The 21,312-nt window shown below is 72.2% G+C and carries 22 protein-coding genes, 3 tRNA genes and 1 pseudogene; 10 read left to right on the top strand and 16 right to left on the bottom strand.

From position 1 onward, the window contains the following. The first annotated feature begins 58 nt into the window (after nt 1–58). Entirely contained in the window at nt 59–1,441 is a 1,383-nt protein-coding gene (locus tag ABXS69_RS07770) for an amino acid permease (protein WP_366181570.1), read from the top strand. 46 nt (nt 1,442–1,487) lie between these two features. On the opposite strand, the gene ABXS69_RS07775 is transcribed toward ABXS69_RS07770, so the two are convergent. Continuing rightward, a complete protein-coding gene (locus ABXS69_RS07775; RefSeq protein ID WP_366180138.1) occupies nt 1,488–1,871 on the bottom strand; it encodes a YccF domain-containing protein in 384 nt (127 codons plus the stop codon). 140 nt (nt 1,872–2,011) lie between these two features. After that, nucleotides 2,012–2,932, bottom strand: a complete 921-nt coding sequence (locus ABXS69_RS07780) for a glutathione synthetase (protein ID WP_366180139.1) — start codon at nt 2,930–2,932, stop codon at nt 2,012–2,014. 322 nt (nt 2,933–3,254) lie between these two features. Here ABXS69_RS07780 and pip point away from each other — a divergent pair, with 322 nt between their 5' ends. The 8 genes from pip (at nt 3,255) to rdgB (ending at nt 7,459) form a co-directional block, all read left to right on the top strand. After that, on the top strand, nt 3,255–4,196 hold the full coding sequence (gene pip, locus ABXS69_RS07785; RefSeq protein ID WP_366180140.1) for a prolyl aminopeptidase: 942 nt from the start codon (nt 3,255–3,257) through the stop codon (nt 4,194–4,196). Nucleotides 4,197–4,312: 116 nt separating this feature from the next. After that, nucleotides 4,313–4,386 (top strand) — tRNA-Lys (locus ABXS69_RS07790). A 37-nt stretch (nt 4,387–4,423) separates the two neighbouring features. Next, nucleotides 4,424–4,497, top strand: a tRNA-Lys gene (locus tag ABXS69_RS07795). A gap of 360 nt (nt 4,498–4,857) precedes the next feature. Then, nucleotides 4,858–5,025: a hypothetical protein gene (locus tag ABXS69_RS07800; protein WP_366180141.1), complete on the top strand. Its 168-nt coding sequence runs from the start codon at nt 4,858–4,860 to the stop codon at nt 5,023–5,025. A 57-nt stretch (nt 5,026–5,082) separates the two neighbouring features. Further along, nucleotides 5,083–5,559, top strand: a complete 477-nt coding sequence (gene bcp / locus ABXS69_RS07805) for a thioredoxin-dependent thiol peroxidase (protein ID WP_366180142.1) — start codon at nt 5,083–5,085, stop codon at nt 5,557–5,559. A gap of 64 nt (nt 5,560–5,623) precedes the next feature. Next, a tRNA-Leu gene (locus tag ABXS69_RS07810) sits at nt 5,624–5,705 on the top strand. 213 nt (nt 5,706–5,918) lie between these two features. Beyond that, nucleotides 5,919–6,713: a ribonuclease PH gene (gene rph / locus ABXS69_RS07815; protein ID WP_366180143.1), complete on the top strand. Its 795-nt coding sequence runs from the start codon at nt 5,919–5,921 to the stop codon at nt 6,711–6,713. Next, a complete protein-coding gene (rdgB, locus tag ABXS69_RS07820) occupies nt 6,710–7,459 on the top strand; it encodes an RdgB/HAM1 family non-canonical purine NTP pyrophosphatase (RefSeq protein ID WP_366180144.1) in 750 nt (249 codons plus the stop codon). Before rph ends, rdgB begins: the two co-directional genes overlap by 4 nt. On the opposite strand, the gene ABXS69_RS07825 is transcribed toward rdgB, so the two are convergent. The 5 genes and pseudogenes from ABXS69_RS07825 to clpS all read right to left on the bottom strand — a co-directional run bounded on the left by ABXS69_RS07825 (nt 7,441) and on the right by clpS (nt 10,571). Beyond that, nucleotides 7,441–7,995 carry a DUF3054 domain-containing protein gene (locus ABXS69_RS07825; RefSeq protein ID WP_366180145.1) on the bottom strand — a complete coding sequence of 185 codons (555 nt, stop codon included), beginning with the start codon at nt 7,993–7,995 and terminating at the stop codon, nt 7,441–7,443. The two genes, rdgB and ABXS69_RS07825, sit on opposite strands and share 19 nt — an antisense overlap. Continuing rightward, entirely contained in the window at nt 7,992–8,798 is an 807-nt protein-coding gene (locus ABXS69_RS07830) for an MBL fold metallo-hydrolase (protein WP_366180146.1), read from the bottom strand. The genes ABXS69_RS07825 and ABXS69_RS07830 overlap by 4 nt, the downstream gene beginning before the upstream one ends. Further along, nucleotides 8,795–9,669 (bottom strand): annotated as a pseudogene (gene murI / locus ABXS69_RS07835) (glutamate racemase). The gene ABXS69_RS07830 and the pseudogene murI overlap by 4 nt, the downstream one beginning before the upstream one ends. Nucleotides 9,670–9,690: 21 nt before the next feature. Next, complete coding sequence (locus tag ABXS69_RS07840; RefSeq protein WP_366180147.1) at nt 9,691–10,254, bottom strand: DUF2017 family protein; 564 nt, start codon at nt 10,252–10,254, stop codon at nt 9,691–9,693. Continuing rightward, complete coding sequence (gene clpS, locus ABXS69_RS07845; RefSeq protein WP_366181571.1) at nt 10,251–10,571, bottom strand: ATP-dependent Clp protease adapter ClpS; 321 nt, start codon at nt 10,569–10,571, stop codon at nt 10,251–10,253. The genes ABXS69_RS07840 and clpS overlap by 4 nt, the downstream gene beginning before the upstream one ends. Before the next feature lie 64 nt (nt 10,572–10,635). Between clpS and ABXS69_RS07850 the strand changes: the two genes are divergently transcribed. Further along, a complete protein-coding gene (locus ABXS69_RS07850; RefSeq protein WP_366180148.1) occupies nt 10,636–12,036 on the top strand; it encodes a nicotinate phosphoribosyltransferase in 1,401 nt (466 codons plus the stop codon). Nucleotides 12,037–12,120: 84 nt separating this feature from the next. Here the strand turns inward: ABXS69_RS07850 and ABXS69_RS07855 are convergent, their stop codons facing one another. The 9 genes from ABXS69_RS07855 to ABXS69_RS07895 form a co-directional block, all read right to left on the bottom strand. Further along, nucleotides 12,121–13,938 (bottom strand): DEAD/DEAH box helicase, encoded by a 1,818-nt coding sequence (locus ABXS69_RS07855; protein ID WP_366180149.1) that lies wholly within the window; start codon nt 13,936–13,938, stop codon nt 12,121–12,123. Continuing rightward, entirely contained in the window at nt 13,935–14,279 is a 345-nt protein-coding gene (locus ABXS69_RS07860) for a DUF3039 domain-containing protein (RefSeq protein WP_366181572.1), read from the bottom strand. The genes ABXS69_RS07855 and ABXS69_RS07860 overlap by 4 nt, the downstream gene beginning before the upstream one ends. Nucleotides 14,280–14,440: 161 nt before the next feature. Beyond that, on the bottom strand, nt 14,441–15,184 hold the full coding sequence (gene nagB / locus ABXS69_RS07865) for a glucosamine-6-phosphate deaminase (RefSeq protein WP_366180150.1): 744 nt from the start codon (nt 15,182–15,184) through the stop codon (nt 14,441–14,443). Nucleotides 15,185–15,334: 150 nt separating this feature from the next. Next, on the bottom strand, nt 15,335–17,047 hold the full coding sequence (locus tag ABXS69_RS07870) for a transporter (RefSeq protein ID WP_366180151.1): 1,713 nt from the start codon (nt 17,045–17,047) through the stop codon (nt 15,335–15,337). Then, nucleotides 17,023–17,805, bottom strand: a complete 783-nt coding sequence (locus tag ABXS69_RS07875) for an ABC transporter ATP-binding protein (protein ID WP_366180152.1) — start codon at nt 17,803–17,805, stop codon at nt 17,023–17,025. The genes ABXS69_RS07870 and ABXS69_RS07875 overlap by 25 nt, the downstream gene beginning before the upstream one ends. Nucleotides 17,806–17,956: 151 nt before the next feature. Further along, nucleotides 17,957–18,241: an HU family DNA-binding protein gene (locus ABXS69_RS07880; RefSeq protein ID WP_073452310.1), complete on the bottom strand. Its 285-nt coding sequence runs from the start codon at nt 18,239–18,241 to the stop codon at nt 17,957–17,959. 202 nt (nt 18,242–18,443) lie between these two features. Next, nucleotides 18,444–19,175, bottom strand: coding sequence for an N-acetylmannosamine-6-phosphate 2-epimerase (locus ABXS69_RS07885; protein WP_366180153.1), 732 nt, complete (start codon nt 19,173–19,175; stop codon nt 18,444–18,446). A gap of 79 nt (nt 19,176–19,254) precedes the next feature. After that, a complete protein-coding gene (locus tag ABXS69_RS07890) occupies nt 19,255–20,274 on the bottom strand; it encodes an ROK family protein (protein ID WP_366180154.1) in 1,020 nt (339 codons plus the stop codon). Nucleotides 20,275–20,380: 106 nt separating this feature from the next. After that, on the bottom strand, nt 20,381–21,301 hold the full coding sequence (locus ABXS69_RS07895) for a dihydrodipicolinate synthase family protein (protein WP_366180155.1): 921 nt from the start codon (nt 21,299–21,301) through the stop codon (nt 20,381–20,383). Between the last annotated feature and the right edge of the window lie 11 nt (nt 21,302–21,312).

Here is a 21,312-nt window from a genome sequence, read left to right on the forward strand (position 1 = left end):
TCTCGCCCCAGCGGATCAGGGCTCCGCGGAGGGGCGCGTCGACGCCCTCGAGAGGCGCATGAACAAGAGGCACCTCATGATGATCAGCTTCGGCGGTGTCATCGGCACGGGCCTGTTCCTGTCCACCGGGTACACGATCAACCAGGCGGGCCCCTTCGGGACCGTCCTGGCCTACTCGATCGGCGCCGTCATCGTGTACCTGGTGATGTTGTGCCTGGGCGAGCTGAGCGTGGCCATGCCCTTCACCGGGGCGTTCCACCTCTATGCCCGGCGCTTCATCGGGCCGGCCACGGGATTCGTGACGGCGGTACTGTACTGGCTGACGTGGACGGTGGCGCTGGGCAGCGAGTTCACGGGCGCGACCATCATCATGAACGGCTGGTTCCCGAGCGTGCCGGTGTGGGTGTGGGCGGCACTGTTCATCGCGCTCATCCTCGTGCTCAACATGCTCTCGGTGCGCGTCTTCGCCGAGGCGGAGACGCTGCTGTCGGGGGTGAAGGTCGTGGCGATCATCCTGTTCATCGTCCTGGGAGCGGCGGCCGTGGTGGGGCTGCTGCCCTACTCCGGCGGCGGGGCGGGGGGCCCGGGCAGCGGGGGCACTGGTGGCGCGGGCGACTCGGCGCCACTGCTGTCGAACCTCACCGGCGATGGCCTCTTCCCCAATGGCCTCGGCGCGGTGTTCACCACGATCCTCGCGGTCAACTTCGCCTTCTCGGGCACCGAGCTCATCGGCATCACCGCGGGCGAGGTGAAGGACCCGGGAACCACGATCCCCCGCGCGATCCATGCCACTCTGGCCCGGCTGGTCGTGTTCTTCATCGGCTCCGTCATCATCATCGCGGCGCTCATCCCATGGCAGGACGCGGGGGTGGAGGAGAGCCCCTTCGTCACCGTCCTGGACGGGATCGGGATCCCTGGGGCCGGGGGCATCATGAACGTCGTCATCCTGACGGCGATCCTGTCGGCGGCGAACTCGGGGCTCTACGCCTCGACCCGGATGCTGTGGTCCCTGGCGAACGAGGGGACCCTTCCGAGGGCGCTGGCGCGCACGAACCGCTTCGGCGTGCCCGCCCTGGCGATGGGCCTGTCCATGGTCGGCGGCCTGGCCGCGCTCCTGACCTCGGTGTACGCGGCGTCGACGGTCTACCTCGTGCTGGTGTCGGTCTCGGGCCTGGCCGTGGTGCTCGTGTGGGTGGCGATCTCGGCCTCGCACCTGTCGTTCCGACGCAGGTGGGTGGCCGAGGGGCGCGGCGCTAAGGAGCTGGCGTATCGGGCGCCGGGATACCCGTGGGTGCCGATCGCGGCACTGGTGCTGACGACGGCGTCGTGCCTGCTCATCGTCTTCGACCCGGTTCAGCGACCGGCCCTGGGGATCACAGCGGTCTTCCTGGCGGTGTGCTACGGGGGCTATTGGGCAGCGGCTCGCCGCGTCAGCCTCTGATCGGATCGGGGATCGGCGCGCCGATCGGGCGCGCCGATCGGCGTCCTCACAGCAGGCCCCGCCCGGAGACGACCCGCTTGCCGAAGGGGAAGCAGGTGATGGGGATGAGCTTGATGTTGGCGATGGCCAGCGGGATCCCGATGATCGTGACGGCCTGGGCGAATGCGGTGGCCACATGCCCGATGGCGAGCCACAGGCCGGCGACGAGGAACCAGATGACGTTGGACAGCCCGCTCAAGACGCCGGCGCCCGGACTGGGGACCACCTGGCGGCCGAAGGGCCGCAGCACGTACCCGGCGATGCGGAAGCAGGCCACCCCGGCGGGGATGGTGATGATGAAGACGCAGGCGATGACCCCCGCGACGATGTAGCTGAGGAAGAGCCAGAAGCCGCCGAAGACGACCCAGATGATGTTGAGCAGCGCGCGCATGCCGCAGTCCTATCACACCGGGCCCTCAGCCGCCGAGCCGCCCTGGGATCAAGTGGGCGACCAGGCCGCGCGAGGCCGCCCGGATCATCAAGGCGCTGGCCTTGGCTCCCACGAGGGGAGCGGGGCCCCGCCCCGCCGGGTCACCAGAAGACGCGCTGGGCGATGGCGTCGGCGAAGTTGTTGAGGGCGTCGGGGGCCGAGCCCAGGTAGAGGCCGGCGTCGATGAGCGAGACCTCCATGAGGTAGAAGCCCCCCTGGCCGTCCTCGACGACGTCGACCCGGTTGAACAGCAGCTGGATGTCGCGCCCGGAGCACTCCTTGATGTGCTGGTGGAGGGCCTTGCGCACGCGCTCGCCCCACAGCCACTCCTGCTCGCTGGGCTCACGCGCCGTGACGATCTCCTCGTGGACCTCGTCCGTGGAGCGGAAGGAGGGGTGCAGCATAGGGGCCTTCTCGACGGCGTGGGAGAGCACGCCGTTGAAGTAGACCAGGGAGAGCTCGCCCCTGCGGTCCACCTCCTCGAGGTAGCGCTGCACCATGACCGTGCGGCCCCGCGAGAGGTGATGCATGGCGTCGTTGATGGCCTCCGAGCGCGATCCGGCGTCGATCGCCGTGTAGCGCCCCGTGCCGCGGCCCCCCGAGGAGATGGCCGGCTTGACCACGAAGTCGCCGAATGCCGGGAAGCGGCAGTGCACCTGGTGCTTGGACAGCCCCGCATCGGGCTCCAGCCACAGGGTCGGGATCATGGGCGCGCCGAGCTCGCTGAGGCGGCGCAGGTAGTGCTTGTCCGCGTTCCAGGCGACGACGTCGGGGTGGTTGGCCAGGCGCGGCACGGAGCGCGTCCACAGCATGAAGTCCTCGTAGCGGTCGCTCTTGGCGTAGTCACGCACTGAGCGCAGGACAACCATGTCCGACTCGTCCCAGTTCACGCCCGGCTCATTCCACACGGCGATGCGCGGCTCGATGCCCCGCTCGCGCAGCGCGTCGGGCAGGGCGCGGTCGTCCTCATCGAGTCCCGGGAAGTCGGAAGAGGTCGCGAGGGTCACAATCGGCATGCTCACGGCACCACCGTACCGCGCGCGCGCCCCTAGGTCCCACCTCCCGGGCTGTGAGAACGAACGGGACGGCGAGCCCCCCTCACCCCGGGCCCCGATGCCCCGCCGCGGCCGGCGCGAGCCGTCACGAGAGCACCGCCCCGCGCCAGCGCCATAATGCCGCCATGAGCGCCCCCGAGAAGACCGGCCCCAGCCCCCTCCCCACCGATGCCGCCTCCCCCGTCAGCGCCTCGCCGTCGTCGGCCCTGCGCGGCCTCTACCCGGAGATCGAGCCCTACGCCACCGGCCTTCTCGAGGTGGGCGACGGCCAGAGCGTCTACTACGAGGAGTGCGGCAACCCGGCCGGCATCCCGGCTGTCTTCGTCCACGGGGCCCCGGCGGCGGCTGCGCGCCGGCGCACCGGCGCTGCTTCGACCCGGCGAAGTACCGGATCGTCCTGTTCGACCAGCGCGGCTGCGGGCGCTCCCTGCCCCACGCCTGGGAACCGGAGGCGGACCTAACGGCGAACACCACCTGGCACCTCGTGGAGGACATGGAGCGCCTGCGCGCCCACCTGGGCATCGAGTCCTGGCTCATCTTCGGCGGGTCCTGGGGATCCACCCTGGCCCTGGCCTACGCCGTCACGCGCCCCGAGCGCGCGGCCGCCCTCGTCCTGCGCGGCGTCTTCACCCTGCGCCAGCGCGAGCTCGACTGGTACTACGAGGCGGGCGGCGCGGACATGGTCTGGCCCGACGAGTGGGAGGCCTACGCCGCGGCGGCCGGCGACGGCGTCGGCCCAGGCGGGTACATCGAGCGCTACCACGACCTTCTGACCAGCCCGGATCCCGCCATCCACGGCCCGGCGGCGATCGCCTGGACCACATGGGAGGCGGCGACCTCCACGCTCCTGCGCGACCAGGAGCACATCGACGAGGTCCAGGACCCGGCCTTCGCCCTCGCCTTCGCGCGCATCGAGAACCACTACTTCGTCAACCGCGGCTGGATGGACGACGGCGAGCTGCTCGCCCGCGCCAGGACGCTGGCCGACCACGGCATCCCCGGGGTGATCGTCCAGGGGCGCTACGACATGTGCTGCCCCATCGGCACCGCCTGGGCCCTCCACCGCGCCTGGCCGGAGGCCGAGCTGCGCATCAGCCCCACCGCGGGCCACGCCTTCAACGAGCCCGAGACCCTCGACTCCCTCATCAGGGCGACTGATCGCTTCGCCGTCGAGCTCGCGGGACTCGCCGGACCCGCGGCGCGAAGAGGCGCCACCCCCACCGAGGCCTGAGATATCAGGCACATCGAGGGTTCCGAGCCGCTCCCGGCTGGACTCGCGCCGCGCCCCGGAGGTACAGTCTGTCTCCGTTGCCAAGCGCTCGCGCCTGGCGATCATGACAATCCAATGCCTCCTTAGCTCAGTTGGTTAGAGCACCTGACTCTTAATCAGGGTGTCCAGGGTTCGAGTCCCTGAGGGGGTACGACGACTCCCGGCCCAGCCGGAAGCCGCCCACCAGAGCCTCCTTAGCTCAGTTGGTTAGAGCACCTGACTCTTAATCAGGGTGTCCAGGGTTCGAGTCCCTGAGGGGGTACGACGACTCCCGGCCCAGCCGGAAGCCGTCGGCCACGCGAGTGGCCGATCACCGCTAGCTCAATTGGTAGAGCAGCTGACTCTTAATCAGCGGGTTCAAGGTTCGAGTCCTTGGCGGTGTACCACGTTTGGATCGGCGCGATGCCGCTGCGGGAACGAATCCCGAGCGCACGCCGCCGTGCCGCGAGCGCCGAGGCGCCCTCCCGTGGAGAACCCTCCGGGAGCCCTGTGCCGCTCGCGCCCACCGTGACCATCCGCCGGAGCGCGGCATCGCCACCGAGCAGGTTCCCTGCCGTCCCTGCCCGCGCCCGGCATCGAGGAGCCCTCCCAGAAGGGCTGAGATGAGAAGAAGGAGAGAGAAATGATGAGCATCATCAGCATCACCGCATCCCGCGAGGAAGCCGAGCGCGAGCTCGCCGCGGCCCGCACCGAGGTCGACTCCCTGGTCGCCACCGCGTCGCCGTCCCGCCTCGAGCGGGCCTTGGAGCGCCTACAGGCCGCCGAGGAGGCCCTGGACCTGGCCGCCTGAGGCCCGGGCCGCGCGTAAGGGGCAACACCCAGGTTGGACAAGGACAGGAGACGGATCATGAGCGCACTCGCCGTCGGGGACACGGCCCCGGACTTCTCACTGGCTGACGCCTCTGGCGCGCGGGTCGGCCTCGCCGAGCTGCGCCAGAGGGCCGGCGCCGGCGTCGTCGTCTACTTCTACCCCCGCGCCTCTACGCCGGGCTGCACCAAGGAGGCCTGCGACTTCCGCGACTCCCTGGCCGCCTGGCGGGCCGCCGGCTACGAGGTGGTCGGCGTCTCCCCCGACTCCCCCGCCGCCCTGGCGCGCTTCACCGAGAAGCAGTCCCTGCCCTTCCCGCTGCTGTCCGACCCCGATCACACCGTCATGGAGGCCTGGGGCGCCTGGGGCGAGAAGAAGAACTACGGACGCCTCGTCACCGGCGTCATCCGCTCGACCGTCGTCGTGGACACCGCCGGGAAGGTCCTGCTGGCCAAGCACAACGTCAAGGCCACTGGGCACGTCGGGCGCCTGCGCGCCGAGCTCGGCATCGACTGAGGCGGCGCCGCGGGCCGGGGCCCGCCGGGCCACGGCCCGCCCGAGCGGGTAGGCTCGCCCCTGAGCGCGAGTGGCGGAATTGGTAGACGCCCCAGGTTTAGGTCCTGGTGCCTTCGGGCGTGAGGGTTCGAGTCCCTTCTCGCGCACTGCCCAGTCAGAGGACCCGATCGCGCGCGTCGTGGGCCTGGCGCCGTCGGCCTCCCCTCCCGTCCCACCGGCACCCGCCCCGGGCGCGCGACCGGCCCCGCGGCATCGCGGTCAGCGGCGCGCCTCGGGGACGATGCCGGAGAAGGGCCCGCGGGCAGTGAGCGCGCCCGGAACCGCGGCGCGGCGTCGTGGCCCACGAGTACCCTGTCCCAGTGACTACTACTGGATTCACCCGCAAGGACGGGCGCGCGACCAACGAGCTGCGCCCCGTGACCATCACTCGCCGCTGGCTCGACCACGCCGAGGGCAGCGTCCTCATCAGCTTCGGGCGCACCCGCGTGCTGTGCGCGGCGTCGTTCACCGAGGGCGTCCCCCGCTGGCGCAAGGGCAGCGGAGAGGGGTGGGTGACCGCCGAGTACGCGATGCTTCCCCGCGCGGGCTCCGAGCGCAGCGGCCGTGAGTCCGTGCGCGGCAAGGTCGGCGGGCGCACCCACGAGATCTCCCGCCTCATCGGCCGGTCCCTGCGGGGCATCATCGACGTCGGCGCCCTGGGGGAGAACACCATCGCGCTGGATTGCGACGTGCTTCAGGCCGACGGCGGCACCCGCACAGCCGCGATCACCGGGGCCTACATCGCCCTGGCTGACGCCGTCGCCTGGGGCGCCGAGCGCGGCCTCATCAAGCCCCGCGCCGGGCGGCCCGTGCTCGCCGACTCGCTGAGCGCCATCAGCGTCGGCATCATCGACGGAGTCCCCTGCCTCGATCTTCCCTACGAGGAGGACGTGCGCGCCCAGACCGACATGAACGTCGTCCAGACCGGCGACGGGCGCTTCATCGAGGTCCAGGGAACCGCCGAGCACGCCCCCTTCGACCGCGACGAGCTCAGCGCCCTGCTCGACCTGGCGAGCGCGGGCAACGCCGAGCTCGCCGCCCTCCAGCGCCGCGCCCTCTCCGAGCGCGCCGACGGGCCCGTGACGGTCTCGTCCGGCGCGGGGGCACGAGCATGAGCCCCGCCGCCGACGAGCAGCCTGTCAGCCCCGCCGCCGGGTCATCCGCCGTCAAGGCGCCCCGCGGGGCCCGCCTCGTCCTGGCCACCCACAACGCCGGCAAGCTCGCCGAGCTGCGGGAGATCCTGGCGCCGCTCGTGCCCGGGCTGGCGCCGGAGGCGATCCTCTCCGCAGCCGGGCTGGGAGCCCCCGAGCCGATCGAGGACGGCCTCAGCTTCGCGGAGAACTCCCTCATCAAAGCGCGGGCCCTGGCAAGGGCCACGGGCCTGCCCGCCGTCGCCGACGACTCGGGGCTGTGCGTGGACGTCCTCGGCGGGGCGCCGGGGATCTTCTCGGCGCGCTGGGCCGGTCGCCACGGCGACGACGAGGCGAACCTGCGTCTCCTCCTGGACCAGATCAGCGCCGTGGCGGACCCTCACCGCACTGCCCGCTTCACCTGCGCCGCCGTGCTCGTCATCCCCGGTGCTGAGGGCGAGGCTGGGCGCGAGGAGATCATCGAGCGCTCGATGGAGGGGCGGCTCGTCACCGAGCCCGTCGGCGAGGGAGGCTTCGGCTATGACCCGATCTTCGTTCCCGCCAGCGAGGATGAGCCCGGGGCGGCGGGTCGCACGAGCGCCCAGCTGACCCCGGCGGAGAAGAACGCAATCTCCCATCGCGGCCAGGCCTTCCGCGCCCTGGCCCCTATCCTCGCCGACCTCCTCACTCATAGGATATACGAATGGGAGGATCAGGCGCTGGAGGACTGATCCTGCGCGTCGAGGCGGCGCTGGAGGGGCTTGGGCGTGAGCGAGTCATGGGCCTTGGCGAAGCCGTAGAGCCACCGCCAGCCCCCCAGCGCCGCCACGAGCAGCACGCCCGTCATCAGGGCCCATGACGCCAGTCCAGCGCCACCGACGACCAGGACGCGCATGACCGCCCACGCGCCCCACGCCACGGCGACGACGGCCCCGCCCTCCGGCCAGGGCCTCTCGAGGTGGTGCTCGCGCCCGCGCCACAGCGCCCAAGCGCCCGCCCACGCGGTCATCACGGCGACGACTCCCTGCGCCAGCGCCGTCGGGATCGTGTCGAGCGCGTGCGACCCGGCGGCTCCCAGCACCGCCACCAGGGCGGCGCCGATGGCGTCCGCGGGCAGGACGAGCCACCAGCGCGTGAGCCGGTCACGGGTCCAGGGGCAGTCGACGCCGTCGGGAACGGCGGGAGCCCAGTCGATCCGGCGTCCCGCCCCGGCGGCCGATGATGAGGGGCCGCCCTCGACCTCGCCCGCGGCTCCGCGCCCGCTCACAGCTCCCACGCCATCGAGCTCATGGCCGCGTCCACCGGGCCCGAATAGGCGCGTCGGGCCTCAGCCAGGGGGATGGCCGGATCCGTCCAGGGCTGGATGTGGGTGAGGATCAGGCGCCCCACGCGTCCCTCCGCGGCGAGCTCGCCGGCGCGCAGGCCCGTCAGGTGCATGCCGCGCACGGCCTCCCCGCCCTCCACGAAGGCGGCCTCGGACAGGAGCAGGTCGACGCCGTCGGCCATGGCGGTCATACCGTCGCAGGAGTCGGTGTCCCCGGTGAAGGCCATGGTGACGATGCGCGACCCGTCCTCGCTGGGGCCCTCGATGCGGTAGCCGTAGGCCTCCACCGGGTGCAGGGCGGTGTACGGGGTGATCGTCATGGGGCCCACGCGGACGGGGCGCCCCGGGGTGACGGTGCGGACATCGAACTCGGTGCGGTAGTCCTCGTCGGTCTTCTCCGTGCCGTCGACGCCGCGAAGGCGCTCCAGCAGGTTGGAGGGCCCGAGGGTGAGGACGGGGCCGAGGGGGCCGGCGGGGTTCCAGCGGCGGAAGACGTGCATGCCGACGAGGTCGGCCATGTGGTCGGCATGGCAATGGGAGATGCAGATGGCGTCGAGGTCGGCGGGGTCCACGTGGTTGAGGAGGCGTCCCATCGAGCCCGGGCCGAGGTCCAGGATGACGGACCAGGTGTGCTCGGCGCCCACAGGGCCCAGGGGGTCACCGCCGCTGGCCTGCACCAGGTAGGAGGAGGCCGAGGAGCCCGGCCCCGACATGGAGCCGGAGCAGCCGATGATCGTGAGCCTCATGCGCTCTCCTCGTCAGAGACGGCGGCGACGGGAACGACCTGCTCGGCCCCCGCCGACGGCGCCGGGCGGCCGGCACGGGCGACCGCCCCGACCTCGGGGCCCAGGAATCGGCGGGCGAGCACGGCGAAGGCCTCCGGGTCCCCCGTGGAGCGGAAGTCGTGGAGGGGGGCGGGAGCGCCCGGGTCGCGCAGGAGGTCGTTCGCGGCGAGCTCCCGGTAGACGTCCTTGGCCGTCTCATCGGAGGAGGCGACGAGGCTCACATCCTCCCCCATGACGTATGAGATGGGGCCCACGAGCAGCGGGTAGTGCGTGCAGCCGAGGATGAGGGTGTCGACGCCGGCCTCACGCACGGGCGCGAGGTACTCCTCGGCCACCCCGAGCGCCTCGGGCCCCGTGGTCACGCCCCTCTCGGCGAGGTCGACGAAGCGCGGACAGGCCTGGCTGACGAGCTCGACCCCCGGGACGGCGCCGAGGGCGTCGGAGTAGGCGCGAGAGTCCACGGTTCCCTGGGTGGCGATGAGGCCGATGCGCCCGTTGCGGGTCACGCGGGCGGCCGCGCGGGCGGCCGGGTGAATCACTTCGATGACGGGCACGCCCTTGCCCAGGGCGTACCGGGCACGGGCATCATGGAGCACGGCCGCCGACGCCGTGTTGCAGGCGATGACGAGGAGCTTGACGCCCGAATCGACGAGCTCGTCCATCACCCCCAGGGCGAGGGCGCGCACCTCGTCGATGGGACGCGGCCCGTAGGGGGTGTTCGCGGTATCGCCGATGTAGAGGATCCTCTCCCCTGGGGCTGGTCCAGGACGGCGCGCGCCACCGTGAGCCCGCCAACCCCGGAGTCGAACATTCCGATGGCGGCGTCATTCATGGACCCGAGACTATGCGGCGCTCAGTCCCCCAGGAGCCCCGATACCAGTGATTCCTGCCACCAGGTGAGCACGGTATAGAGGATCGCCGCCGCGCGATGCTCTCTGACCTGCGGATCCTCATCACGGATCGGGGGTGAGTCAGCGAGCGAATGAATCGCCTCAGCGGCCTCGGGGCTGTCGATCCCCAGACGCCGGGCGAGCAGGAGGCGGGCGTCGTTGAGCGCTCCCAGCCACGCACCCTCGGCCCCTGCCACCACCCGGACGGCGCCGCGGGCGCCCGAGGGCTTCAGGAGCTCGGCAACGACGTCGCGCGCCCGGGAGTCCTTGAGGTCGCGCAGGTCCGCGCGCCTGCGGGCGGAGATGGCGACGGCGATCTCCGGGTCCTCCGAGGCGTCGGGCAGGAGGATCTCACGGGCCAGGGCGGCCTCTGCCCGGAGCGCCCGGTCCGCGGAGGACTCGGCGGGGTGGTCGTCATCGGCGCGCAGGACGGTGGCGACCTGCAGAAGGAGGCCTGCCAGGGCCTCGCGCTCCCAGGCCTCCAACCGGCTCTCCCACCCGCCCTCGACGGCTGCGAAGGCCCTCATCGGTCCTCTCCCCCTCCATCGGGCGGGCCGAGAGGCTCGATGGTGGCGCGCAGCCCGTAGGAGTGCATGGCGGTGACGTCGGCCTCCATGCGGGCACGCTCGCCGCGGGAGACGGTCGCCCGGCCGGTCATGTGGACCTGCATCATCAAATGGGCGGCCTTGGACCGGGGGTAGCCGAAGTAGCTGGCGAAGACCCACGTGACGTAGTCCATGGTGTTGATGGGGTCGTCGTGGACGACGGTGGCCCACAGGCGGTGGGCACTGGTGCGCTCATCTGGCTGGACGATCGGGTCCGCGACCGGCACGGCGGGGCTCATGCTGGCAGCGTAGCCGGAGGTGACGGGCATGCGGCGCGCATTCGGTTCGGGCTAGGTTGTTGTCATGACGATCACGCCTGGCGCTCCGTCAGCCTCGCCGCCCACCTCGCTATCGACCTCCCTCATGACCGACATGTACGAGCTCACCATGCTCCAGTCGGCGCTGCGGGCGGGCACGGCCGGGCGGGACAGCGTCTTCGAGCTCTTCGGCCGCAAGCTGCCGGCCTCCCGGCGCTTCGGCGTGGTGGCGGGCACGGGGCGCCTCCTGGACGCCGTCGAGGCCTTCGCCTTCACCCCCGAGCAGATCGACTTCCTGCACCGCACCGGGGTCGTCGATGACGTCACGCTGGACTTCCTGCGCGACTACCGGTTCCGGGGGACGATCCGCGGCTATGCCGAGGGCGAGTGCTATGTGGCGGGGTCCCCCCTGCTCACGGTCGAGGGCACGTTCGCGGAGGCCTGCATCATCGAGACGCTCGCCCTGTCGATCTACAACTACGACTGCGCGGTGGCCTCGACGGCCTCGCGCATGACGATCGCGGCGCACGGCCGCCCCTGCGCTGACTTCGGGGCGCGCCGGGCGCATGAGGAGGCGGCCATCGCGGCGGCGAGGGCCGCCGTCGTCGGCGGGTTCACGGCGACCTCGAACCTGGAGGCGGGGATGCGCTACGGGATCCCCACGGTGGGGACCTCCGCGCATTCCTTCACCCTCCTGCACGACAGCGAGGAGGAGGCCTTCGCGGCGCAGGTGTCCTCGCTGGGCACGGGCACGACGATCCTCGTGGACACCTATGACATCGCCACGGGCGTGGAGCGGGCGGTCAGGGCCGCCCGGGACGCGGGAGGGGAGCTCGGCGCGGTGCGCCTGGACTCCGGCGATCTCGTGGCCGAGGCCTTCAAGGTGCGCGCGCAGCTTGACGCCCTGGGAGCCGCGTCCACCAGGATCACGGTGACGAACGACCTCGATGAGCACGCGATCGCCGCGCTCGGCGCCGCGCCCGTGGACTCCTACGGCGTGGGGACCAAGCTCGTGACCGGCTCGGGGCGCCCGACCGCGGCACTGGTCTACAAGCTCGTGGAGCGCCGGGGGGCCGACGGCGAGATGGCGGAGGTCGCGAAGTTCTCCTCAGGCGGGAAGTCGACAGTGGGCGGCCGCAAGTGGGCGGGCCGTGTCATCGACGGCGCGGGGACGGCCACCGAGGAGCTGCTCGTCTCAGCGCGAGCCGAGGCGGAGGGCCTGGCGGCACTGGCCGAGGCGGGTGCGCGCCCCCTGCAGGTGCCGCTCGTCGTCGACGGGGCGATCGTGGAGGAGCACCGGGGGAAGGACGCGCTGGCCGCCGCCGCGGAGCGCCACCAGGTCTCGCGCGCGGAGCTTCCCTACGAGGCGTGGCGGCTCAGCGACGGCGATGCCGCGATCCCGACCCGCTATCTCGACCTCGACGGCCGCACCGCCACCCGGCGCTGAAGCGCGCTGAGCGGGCTGGCCCGAACGCCGTCGCCCAACCGGCTCGGCGCCCCGGCGCCCGCTCTCAGCGCCCACCGGCGCGCGTCAGCGCTTGCCGACGAACCAGCGGCGCAGGGTGCCCACGCGCTTCTCGATCTGCTCGGTGGTGGCCTGCGCGACCTCCGGTCCCCCGCACACGCGGCGCAGCTCGTTGTGGACGGCCCCGTGGGGCTGACCGGAGCGTCGGGCCCAGGCGGACACGAGCGAGTTGAGCTCCTTGCGGGCGGCGGCGCGCTTACGGGCGTCATCGACTCCCGAGTTGGCGCGGCGCTGAGCGGCAGCAGCGGCCTGGCGCTTCTGGGACTTGATCTGCTTGTCCTGGCGGGCCCGTAGCAGGGCGGTGACCTGCTCGGGCTCGAGCAGCCCGGGCAGGCCCAGGTAGTCCTGCTCCTCCACGGAGCCGACCATGGCGCCGGTGCCGAACTCGCCGCCGTCGAAGAGGACACGATCGAACTCGGCGGTGGAGTTCATGGCCTCGAAGGCGCCGAAGAGGTCGTTTGAGGCCCTCTCCTCCTTGTTGGCCTCGGCGATGAGGCGGTCCTCCGGGGAGCCGAAGACCTCGTCCTCGTTGGAGCGCGGCTTGCCGAGCACATGGTCGCGGGCGACCTCCATCTCATTGGCCAGGCCCAGCAGCGGGGTGACCGAGGGGAGGAACACGCTCGCCGTCTCGCCGCGCGCCCGCGAGCGCACGAAGCGCCCGACGGCCTGGGCGAAGAACAGCGGCGTGGAGGTGGAGGTCGCGTAGACGCCCACGGCCAGGCGCGGGACGTCCACGCCCTCGGAGACCATGCGCACGGCCACCATCCAGCGGTCGGTGGACTCGGCGAAGGCCTCGATGCGGCTGGAGGCGCCCGAATCATCGGACAGGACCACGGTGGGCGGCTCCCCCGTGATCGCGGCCAGCTGGCGGGCGTAGGCGCGGGCGCGCTGCTGGTCGGTGGCGATGACCAGGCCGCCGGCGTCGGGGACCTGGCGGCGCACCTCGCTCAAGCGCTGGTCCGCGGCTGCCAGCACCACGGGGATCCACTCGCCCTTGGGATCGAGGGCGGTGCGCCAGGCCTGGGCCTCGAGGTCCTTGGTCAGCGGCTCGCCCAGGCGCGCGGCCACCTCATCCCCGGCGCGCGTGCGCCAGCGCATCTCGCCCGAGTAGGACATGAACATGACCGGGCGCACGACGCCGTCGCGCAGGGCGTCGGAGTAGCCGTAGGAGTAGTCGGCCTTGGACCGCTTGATGCCCCCGGCCTCCTCGGCGTAGGTGACGAAGGGGATGGGGGATTCATCGGAGCGGAAGGGAGTCCCGGTCAGGGCCAGGCGGCGCCGGGCGGGGCTGAAGGCCTCGCGGATGGCGTCGCCCCAGCTCAGGGCGTCGCCGCCGTGGTGGATCTCGTCGAGGATGACGAGGGTGCGGATGGAGTCGGTGCGTGCGCGGTGCAGCGCGGGGTTGGCGGCGACCTGCGCGTACGTGAGGGCGACGCCGTCGAACCTCGATCCGAGCGCCCCCTGCCCGTTGGAGTAGGAGGGATCGATGTGGATGCCGACCTTCGCGGCGGCCTCCGCCCACTGGAACTTCAGGTGCTCGGTGGGGCACACGATCGTCACCTTGTGGGCCTCGCCGAGCCGCAGGAGCTCGACGGCGATCCGCAGGGCGAAGGTGGTCTTGCCGGCTCCCGGCGTAGCCACGGCCAGGAAGTCCCGCGGCATGGCGCTCATGTACTTCTCGAGGGCGGCGGCCTGCCAGGCGCGCAGGGAGCGCGTCGTGCCCCAGGCGGCGCGCTGCGGGTAGGCCGGGGAGAGGTGCTCCGCGGCGAAGATCGAGGGCTGGGTCGGGTTGTGCTGGGCCTGGCTCCCGCGCGCGGGGCTCACTGACCACCCCGCCCGAAGGGGAAGCGCGGGCGGCGCGGGCCTCCCCCGCCCCCACCGTCGGAGCGCATGGACTCCATGATCTCCTTGCAGGTGGGGCACACCGGGTACTTGGACGGGTCGCGGCCGGGGGTCCACACCTTGCCGCACAGGGCGACGACAGGGCGGCCGGTGGCGGCAGCGGCGGCGATCTTGTCCTTGCGCACGTAATGGGCGAAGCGGTCGGCGTCGCCGTCGTCCGTGGACCGCAGCTCCTCGCGCTCCAGGACGGCCGTGCCGACGGAGCGCCCGGGCTCGGCGCCCGGGTCCGCGGGGCTACCAGGATCGGCAGGATCGGAGCTCATGCGGGGAAGGATCATGCGGCCAGTCTAGGCCCGCCCCGGACGCTCTCCGAGCCGGTGGCCTGTGCGATAACTCGCCCACCCCTCTTTCGTCGAGACCGGTCGAAAATAGGAGCGAGGCCGGTCCGCGGACCGGTCTCGCTCCTATTTTCGACCGGTCTCAGTCAGGGGCGGGCAGCGGTGAGGAGGGAGGCGGCGGCGGGATCGACCAGGACGAGGGCGTCGGCGTGGTTCTGCATGACGGTGGCGGGCCACTCGGCGCTGACCTCGCCCTCAACGAGCTGGCGCACGGCCTCGGCCTTGTTCTCACCAGTTGCGATGAGGACGAGCTTGCGGGCCTTCATGATGGTGCCCAGGCCCTGGGTGATGCAGTGCGTGGGGACGGCGTCGATGTCGCCGTCGAAGAAGCGGGCGTTGTCACGGCGGGTCTGCTCGGTCAGGACGTCGATGTGGGTGGCCGAGTCGAGGGGGCCGCCAGGCTCGTTGAAGCCGATGTGGCCGTCGGCGCCGATGCCAAGGATCTGCAGGTCGCAGTAGCCGGCGGCGGCCATCTTGGCCTCGTACTCGTCACAGGCGGCCTGCAGGTCGGGGTTGAGGGCGTCGGGGCCGTTGAGGGAGCCGGGGCGCATGTCCACGCGCGAGCGCAGGTTGCGCTCCATGAAGGTGGCGTAGCGCTCGGGGTGGCCCTCGGGCAGGCCCACGTACTCGTCGAGCATGAAGCCGGTGACCTTGGCGAAGGAGAGGCGGCCGGCCTCGCAGCGGCGCGTGAGCTCGTCGTAGAGCGGCAGCGGGCTGGAGCCGGTGGCGGTGCCCAGGACGGCGCCCGGCTTGGTGGCCAGCAGTTCCTCGATGGCGTCAGCGGCCCGCTCGGCGATGGCCTCGGGCGTGTCCAGGACGATGAGCTCCATGGTTGCTCTCCTCGATCAGTGGGGTCTCATGTGGGACGGGCGCCTGCGCGCTCCTGATCGAATTGTAAATTATCCGATCATCAAACGTCACGTTGCGCGGTCAACGCGCCCGGCCCCCGCAGCACCGCGCCCGCGCGCCCCGTCCCCTTCTCAGCGCGCCTCCATATGCCCCGGCCAGGACGAGATGGTGGCGAGGACCGCGACCTGTCGCCGCTCGTCCAGGATCCTCCCGCCGACGACGACGCCCACGACCATGCAGGCGCAGCCCCAGAGCGCCCCGCCCGCGAGCACGGCCCAGCCCCACGCCCACGTGCCCGCTGCGGCCATTGGGATGGCGGGCCCCCAGACCGGCGCGCTGACGAGCGGGACGATGAGGAGGCCCGCGCACTGGGCGATCATCGCGAAGAGGATGGTCCCCGACGTCCGCGATTTCAGAGGGCTCTCCCCCGGGGCGATCACCTCGTAGAGGATGAGCGCGCCCATGACGCAGGACCAGGCCAGCCCGGCGCCGTGCAGGGAGGCCACCACGCCGAGCATGAGCGGAACCATGTCCCAGCGCCCCGTCCACAGGGCGAGGGCAGCGAGCATCGCCGTGATTGCTGGGACCTGCCACAGGAGCGCCGCCGCCAGGCGGCCGACGCGGTCATCGCGTCCCCTCATTCCAGCGCTGATGTGCGACCACAGCGCGGTGGAGTCGTTGCCGAGGTCATTGTGGAGCGACCACCCGGCGAGGACGGCCATGAGGGCGGGTGCGAGAGCCATCGTCATCATCCCCGACGGGGAGGCGCCATGCCCGGGGCCCGCGGCCGCGGAGCCGTTGAGGCCTCCGGCGACCGCCATGAGCACCGGCATGAGGACCACGCTGAGCACCTGCGCGAGATAGCGGGGGTCGGTTCGCCAGTACCTCAGGCACCGGGCGGCGACGGCGGCGGCCGGGGAGGGCATGATCGGCGACAGGCGCCTGTGCCAGACCAGCGCGCCGGCGGGCCCCGCGGCCCCGCGCGCGCTGTCGCGGGTCCCCTCCGGAGCGGCGTAGGCCCCGCCACGCCCGGCGCTCCTGGCGGGCCCCGTCATGACTCCCACCACGACCCGCTCCCAGATGGGGACGAGGAGGACGGCGAGCGCGGCCGCCCCCAGAGCCTGCGCGAGAGCGATCCCGGCCCGCCCCTGCGCCATCGCTCCGGGGGCGGCCAACGCCCAGCCCAGAGGACTCGCGCTGAGCGCCCGGGCCAGTGCGCGCAGGCCGTCGAGGGACGCCCCCTGCGCGCGGTTCGCGAGCGCGCCGATGCCGTTGAGGAGCAGCGAGGCCCCGATGAAGAGCACGACGGCGATGACCCCGACGGCGTCCCGCCCGCGCCGCGTCGTCGAGATCCCGAGCCCGATGACCACGATCCTCGACAGGAGCACGCAGGTGGCCAGCGCCACGGGGGCCATGAGCACCGCGAGCAGCGCCGCGGGCCATTGACCCGCGACCATCCACGTGACGGCGGGCATGAGGAGGGCGCCGCCCGTGACGATCCCGGGCAGACCGAGCGCTCCGGCGGCGGCCAACCCGATGGCGAGGCGGCGCGAAGGGGCGATCCACGCGGCCATGGCCCGTGGGTCGAGAGTGGAGTCCACGCCGACGATGAGCAGGGGCACGAGCATCCAGCCCACGGCCAGCAGCGCGCCCGCCGCGCCCAGGACGAGGGCGGTGTCGCCGGTCCCGGCCTTGACTCCGAGGAGCACGGAGCCCTGGATCACCCAGCTCAGCGTCGTGAGCGCCCAGAGCGCGCCGAGGGCGGCGCCGACCATCGTCCAGGGGCTGCGCGTGACGGCGTTGAGCGTGAGCCTCCACCTCAGTCGGATGAGGATCGCAGCCACGACAGCCCCTCCGTCGTCGTCGGGCCGCCCACGAGCTGGGCGAACCGGGTATCGAGGTCCTCCCCCGCGGCGACCTCGTCGGTCGTGCCCGCGGCCAGGACCCGCCCGGCGCCGATGACGCCCACGTGGGAGCAGAAGCGCTGGACGGTCGCCACGACGTGGCTGGAGATGACGACGGTGCCGCCGGTGGCGGCGAAGTCGCGCAGGATCGCCTGGATCGCCCTCGCCGCGACGGGGTCGACGGACTCGAAGGGCTCGTCGAGCACGAGGACGGAGGGCGAGTGGACGAGGGCGCAGGCCAGGTGGATCTTCTTGCGCATTCCCGCGGAGTAGTCGGCCACGAGGGTCTTGCCCGCGTCCCACAGCTCCAGGACGTCGAGCAGCTCGGTCGCCCGGTCGATGACGACGTCGCGGTCCATGCCGCGCAGCAGCCCCGAGTAGGCGACGAGCTCGAGGCCGTTGAGGCGGTCGAAGACGCGCAGTCCGTCGGGGAGCACGCCGAGGCGCGGCTTCGCGGCGGCGGGGTCCTCCCACACATCGATGCCGTGGACGAGAGCGCGACCGGCATCGGGGCGCAGGAGGCCGGTGCACATCGACAGCGTCGTGGTCTTGCCCGCGCCATTGGGGCCGACGACGCCGTAGATCGAGCCCATCGGGATCGACAGGCTGAGCATGTTGACGGCGATCTTCTGGCCGAAGGCCTTGCACAGCCCCTCCATGAGCAACGCGGGAGGCATCCCAGGTGTCGTCTGGCTCATACTGCCAGGCTAGCGGGGAGGGGGCATGGCAGCCTCCTCCGGAGTGATGAGAGGACGAGAAGGGGTGCGCCACCGTCGTGGTAGCGCACCCCCGGGGGCGTGCGGGCGGTCGAGGGGGAGCCGCCGCGGGGCCCTCTGCCCTCAGCCGGGCTCAGTTGTCGGCGACGGCCTTCTTGAGGGCCGAGCCCACGGTCAGCTTCACGCCGTAGCCCGCGGGGATCTGGATCTCCTCACCGGTGCGGGGGTTGCGGCCAGTGCGGGCGGCGCGCTTCACGCGCTCCACGCCCATCAGGCCCGTGATCTTGACAGCCTCACCCTTCGAGACACTCTCCACGAGAACGTCCTGGAAGGCGGCGAGGAAGGCATCGGCCTCGGTCTTCTTCAGGCTGGTCTTGGCGGCGATGGCTGCGATGAGCTCAGTGCGGTTGACGGACATGTCTTGCCTCTCGGTCGTGGAGCGGCACCTCGGTTGGGTGGTGCCACTGGCGGCAACGCTATGCGCAAACCAGCCGTTCTGTCAGTTGCTGAGCCGATTTTCGGCGTACGACACACCAGATCAGCGCCTCAATCATCCCACGAACCACATCGACCACACCGGCATCGTTATGGCCTCTCACCTGGGAGTCCGCTTGGAGCGCTCAGGCGGTGGCGGCGTCGCTCCCACCGGAGCGCCCGACGGCGCTGACGAACCAGGACGTGATCGTGGTGGGATGGGTGATCGCGGTGCCGACGACGACGGCGAAGGCGCCGCGCTCCATCGCCGAGGCGGCCTGGGCCGGGGTGTGGACCCGCCCCTCGACGACGAGCGGCAAGGAGGCGAAGCCGACGATCTCATCCACGAGCTCGAGGTCGGGGCCATCAGTCTTGGGACGCTCGCCGGTGTAGCCGGCCAGGGTGGTGCCCAGGACGTCGACGCCGGCGTCCTGCGCCGCGCGGGCGTCATCGGCGCTGCCGCAGTCGGCCATGATGAGGGCGCCCGGACGGGCGGCGCGCAGTCCCTCGACGGTCTGGGCCAGGGTGAGCCCGTCGGGGCGGGGGCGGCGCGTGCCGTCCAGGGCCACGATCTGGCTGCCGGTGGCGGCCACGGCGATGGCGTGGGTGAGGGTGGGGGTGATGAAGACGCCGTCGTGCCCGTCCTTCCACAGCCCGATGACGGGCACGTCCACGTGCTGGTTGATGAGGGCGAGGTCGGCGAGGCCCTGGGCGCGGATGCCGACGGCGCCACCGGCCACGCAGGCCTGGGCGACCTCGTCCATGGTGCGGGGGTCGCGCATGGGCTCGCCGGGGTAGGCCTGTGCGGAGGCGATGAGGCCCCCCTCAAGGCGATCGAGGATGGCCTGGCGGGGCAGGGGCTCATTTGTGGCGGTCATGACGGGCCTTCTTTCGTGGGCGGGATGTGGGATGCGGCGCGGCAGTGGGCCGGCGGCGGAACGGCACCGGGCCGACGCCTCACCCGATGAGGGCGAGGGCGCCCCGGGCGGCGCCGACGATAGGGGCGGTGGTGCCGAGCTCGGCCGGGACGATCTCGATGCCGGCCAGGGGGTCGATGACCTCGGCGGAGAAGGCCTCGCGCAGCGGGGTCCACCACAGATCGCCGGCGCGGGCCAGGCCGCCGGAGATGATGATGCGCTCGGGGTCGAGGACGGTGGCCACACCGGCGATGGCCTGGGCCAGGGCGACGGCGGCCTCCCGGTAGACGCGCGCGGCGAGATCGTCGCCCGCCTGGGCGCGCCTCTCGACGTCGTGGGCGTTGACGGCCGCGGGGTCGCCCCCGGCGGCGAGGTAGCGGCGGTGGATCTGGGGGCCCGCGGCGATGGGCTCGAGGTGCCCTGGGCGCCCGCAGGTGCAGGTCTCCCCCGCGGCGAGCCTCGAGGGCATGTGGCCGATCTCCCCGGCGACGTGGTGCGCGCCGTGCAGGGGGGCGCCGTCGAGGAGGACGGAGCCGCCCACGCCGGTGCCCACGGCCACCATGAGGGCGCAGCGGGTCTCGCGCCCGGCGCCGAGCCAGGCCTCCCCCGCCGCGTACGCGTCAACGTCGTTCTCGACGTGAATGGGAAGGTGCCCCAGGCCCTCGGCCTCAAGCCGGGCCTGGACGCCCCTCGCGACGCGGGTGCCCGCCCAGCCGGTGATGGCGTCCGTGGCCGAGACGATCTCGCCGCGCTCGACGTCGACGACGCCGGCGGTGCCGATGCCCACCGCGCCGATGGCGCCCTCAGTGCCCGTGCCTCCCTTGCGCACGACCTCCACGACGAGGGCGGCGATGGCGTCGAGCATGGCGTCGGGCCCCTCGTGGGCAGGGGTGGGGACGGAGGAGATGGGACCGAGCAGCCGGCCGTCGGCGCCCACGAGCGCGGCCGCCATCTTGGTGCCGCCCAGGTCGAGTCCGACAACGACCGGGGTGGCCGCGCCGCCGGTGGTGCTGGGCGTGTCAGAGGCGCCCGTCGTGCCGCTGGCGTCGGTGGAGGCCATGGGATTCCTTTCGCGGCCGGCAGCGCGGCGCAGTGAGGATGCGATGGGGTGCGGGATGGGGGGCGGCCCGGGCCGGGCACGGCGTCCGGCCCGGGCCGCGCGGGCCTCAGATGAGGCCCTCCTCCTTCATGATGGCCACGATGGCCTCCTTGTTGGCGCCCTCGAGGGGCTTGATCGGGAAGGCCACGTGGTTGGTCTTGATGACGCCGAGCTCGACCATGGCGGTCTTGAAGGCGCCGATGCCGGTAGCGTCGGCGGAGCGGCCCTGAACGGCGAAGACGGTCTCGAAGCCGGCTGCGATCCTGTCCTGGATGGCGCGCACACGGGGCCAGTCGCCTTCGCGGGAGGCGTCCCACATCTCCCGGTAGGGGCGCGGCTCGACGTTGCCGTAGCCGGGCACGAAGCCGTCGGCGCCCAGCAGGAGCATGCCGTCGACCATCAGCTCGTGGCCGGACAGGAGGGCCAGGGGGTGCCCGGCCTTCTCGTTCGCGGCCACGAGGCGGCGGAAGCCGACGTCGTCGCCGGAGGAGTCCTTGACGCCGGCGATGACGCCCTCGGACCCCAGGCGCACGAGCAGGTCGCGGGAGAAGCTCTTGCCGCCCAGGCGCACGGGGACGTCATAGGCGAACAGGGGGATCGAGATCGCCGCGGCGATGGCCCGGAAGTGGGCGGCGAACTCCTCCTCGTCATTGATGGCGTAGAAGGGGCAGGTCGCGACGATGCCGTCGGCGCCCAGGGCCTCAGCGCGCTTGGCGTGCTCGATGACGCGCCTGGCGGTGGTGTCGATGGCGCCGGCCAGCACCGGCAGCCGGCCGGCGGCGCGGGCGACGGTCCTCTTGACGATCTCATCGCGCTCGGCGTCGGTGAGGTAGGCGACCTCACCGGAGGAGCCGAGCACGAACAGGCCGTGCGCACCACCGTCGATGAGGTGGTCAATGACCTTGTCGAGGTCCTCGTAGTCGACGTCGCCACTGGCGGTGAACGGGGTGATGACCGGTGGGATGACGCCGGTGAAGCGGGTGTCCATGAAGGTTCTCT

This window comes from Actinomyces timonensis, assembly GCF_040702965.1.
Lineage (GTDB): Bacteria > Actinomycetota > Actinomycetes > Actinomycetales > Actinomycetaceae > Actinomyces > Actinomyces timonensis_A.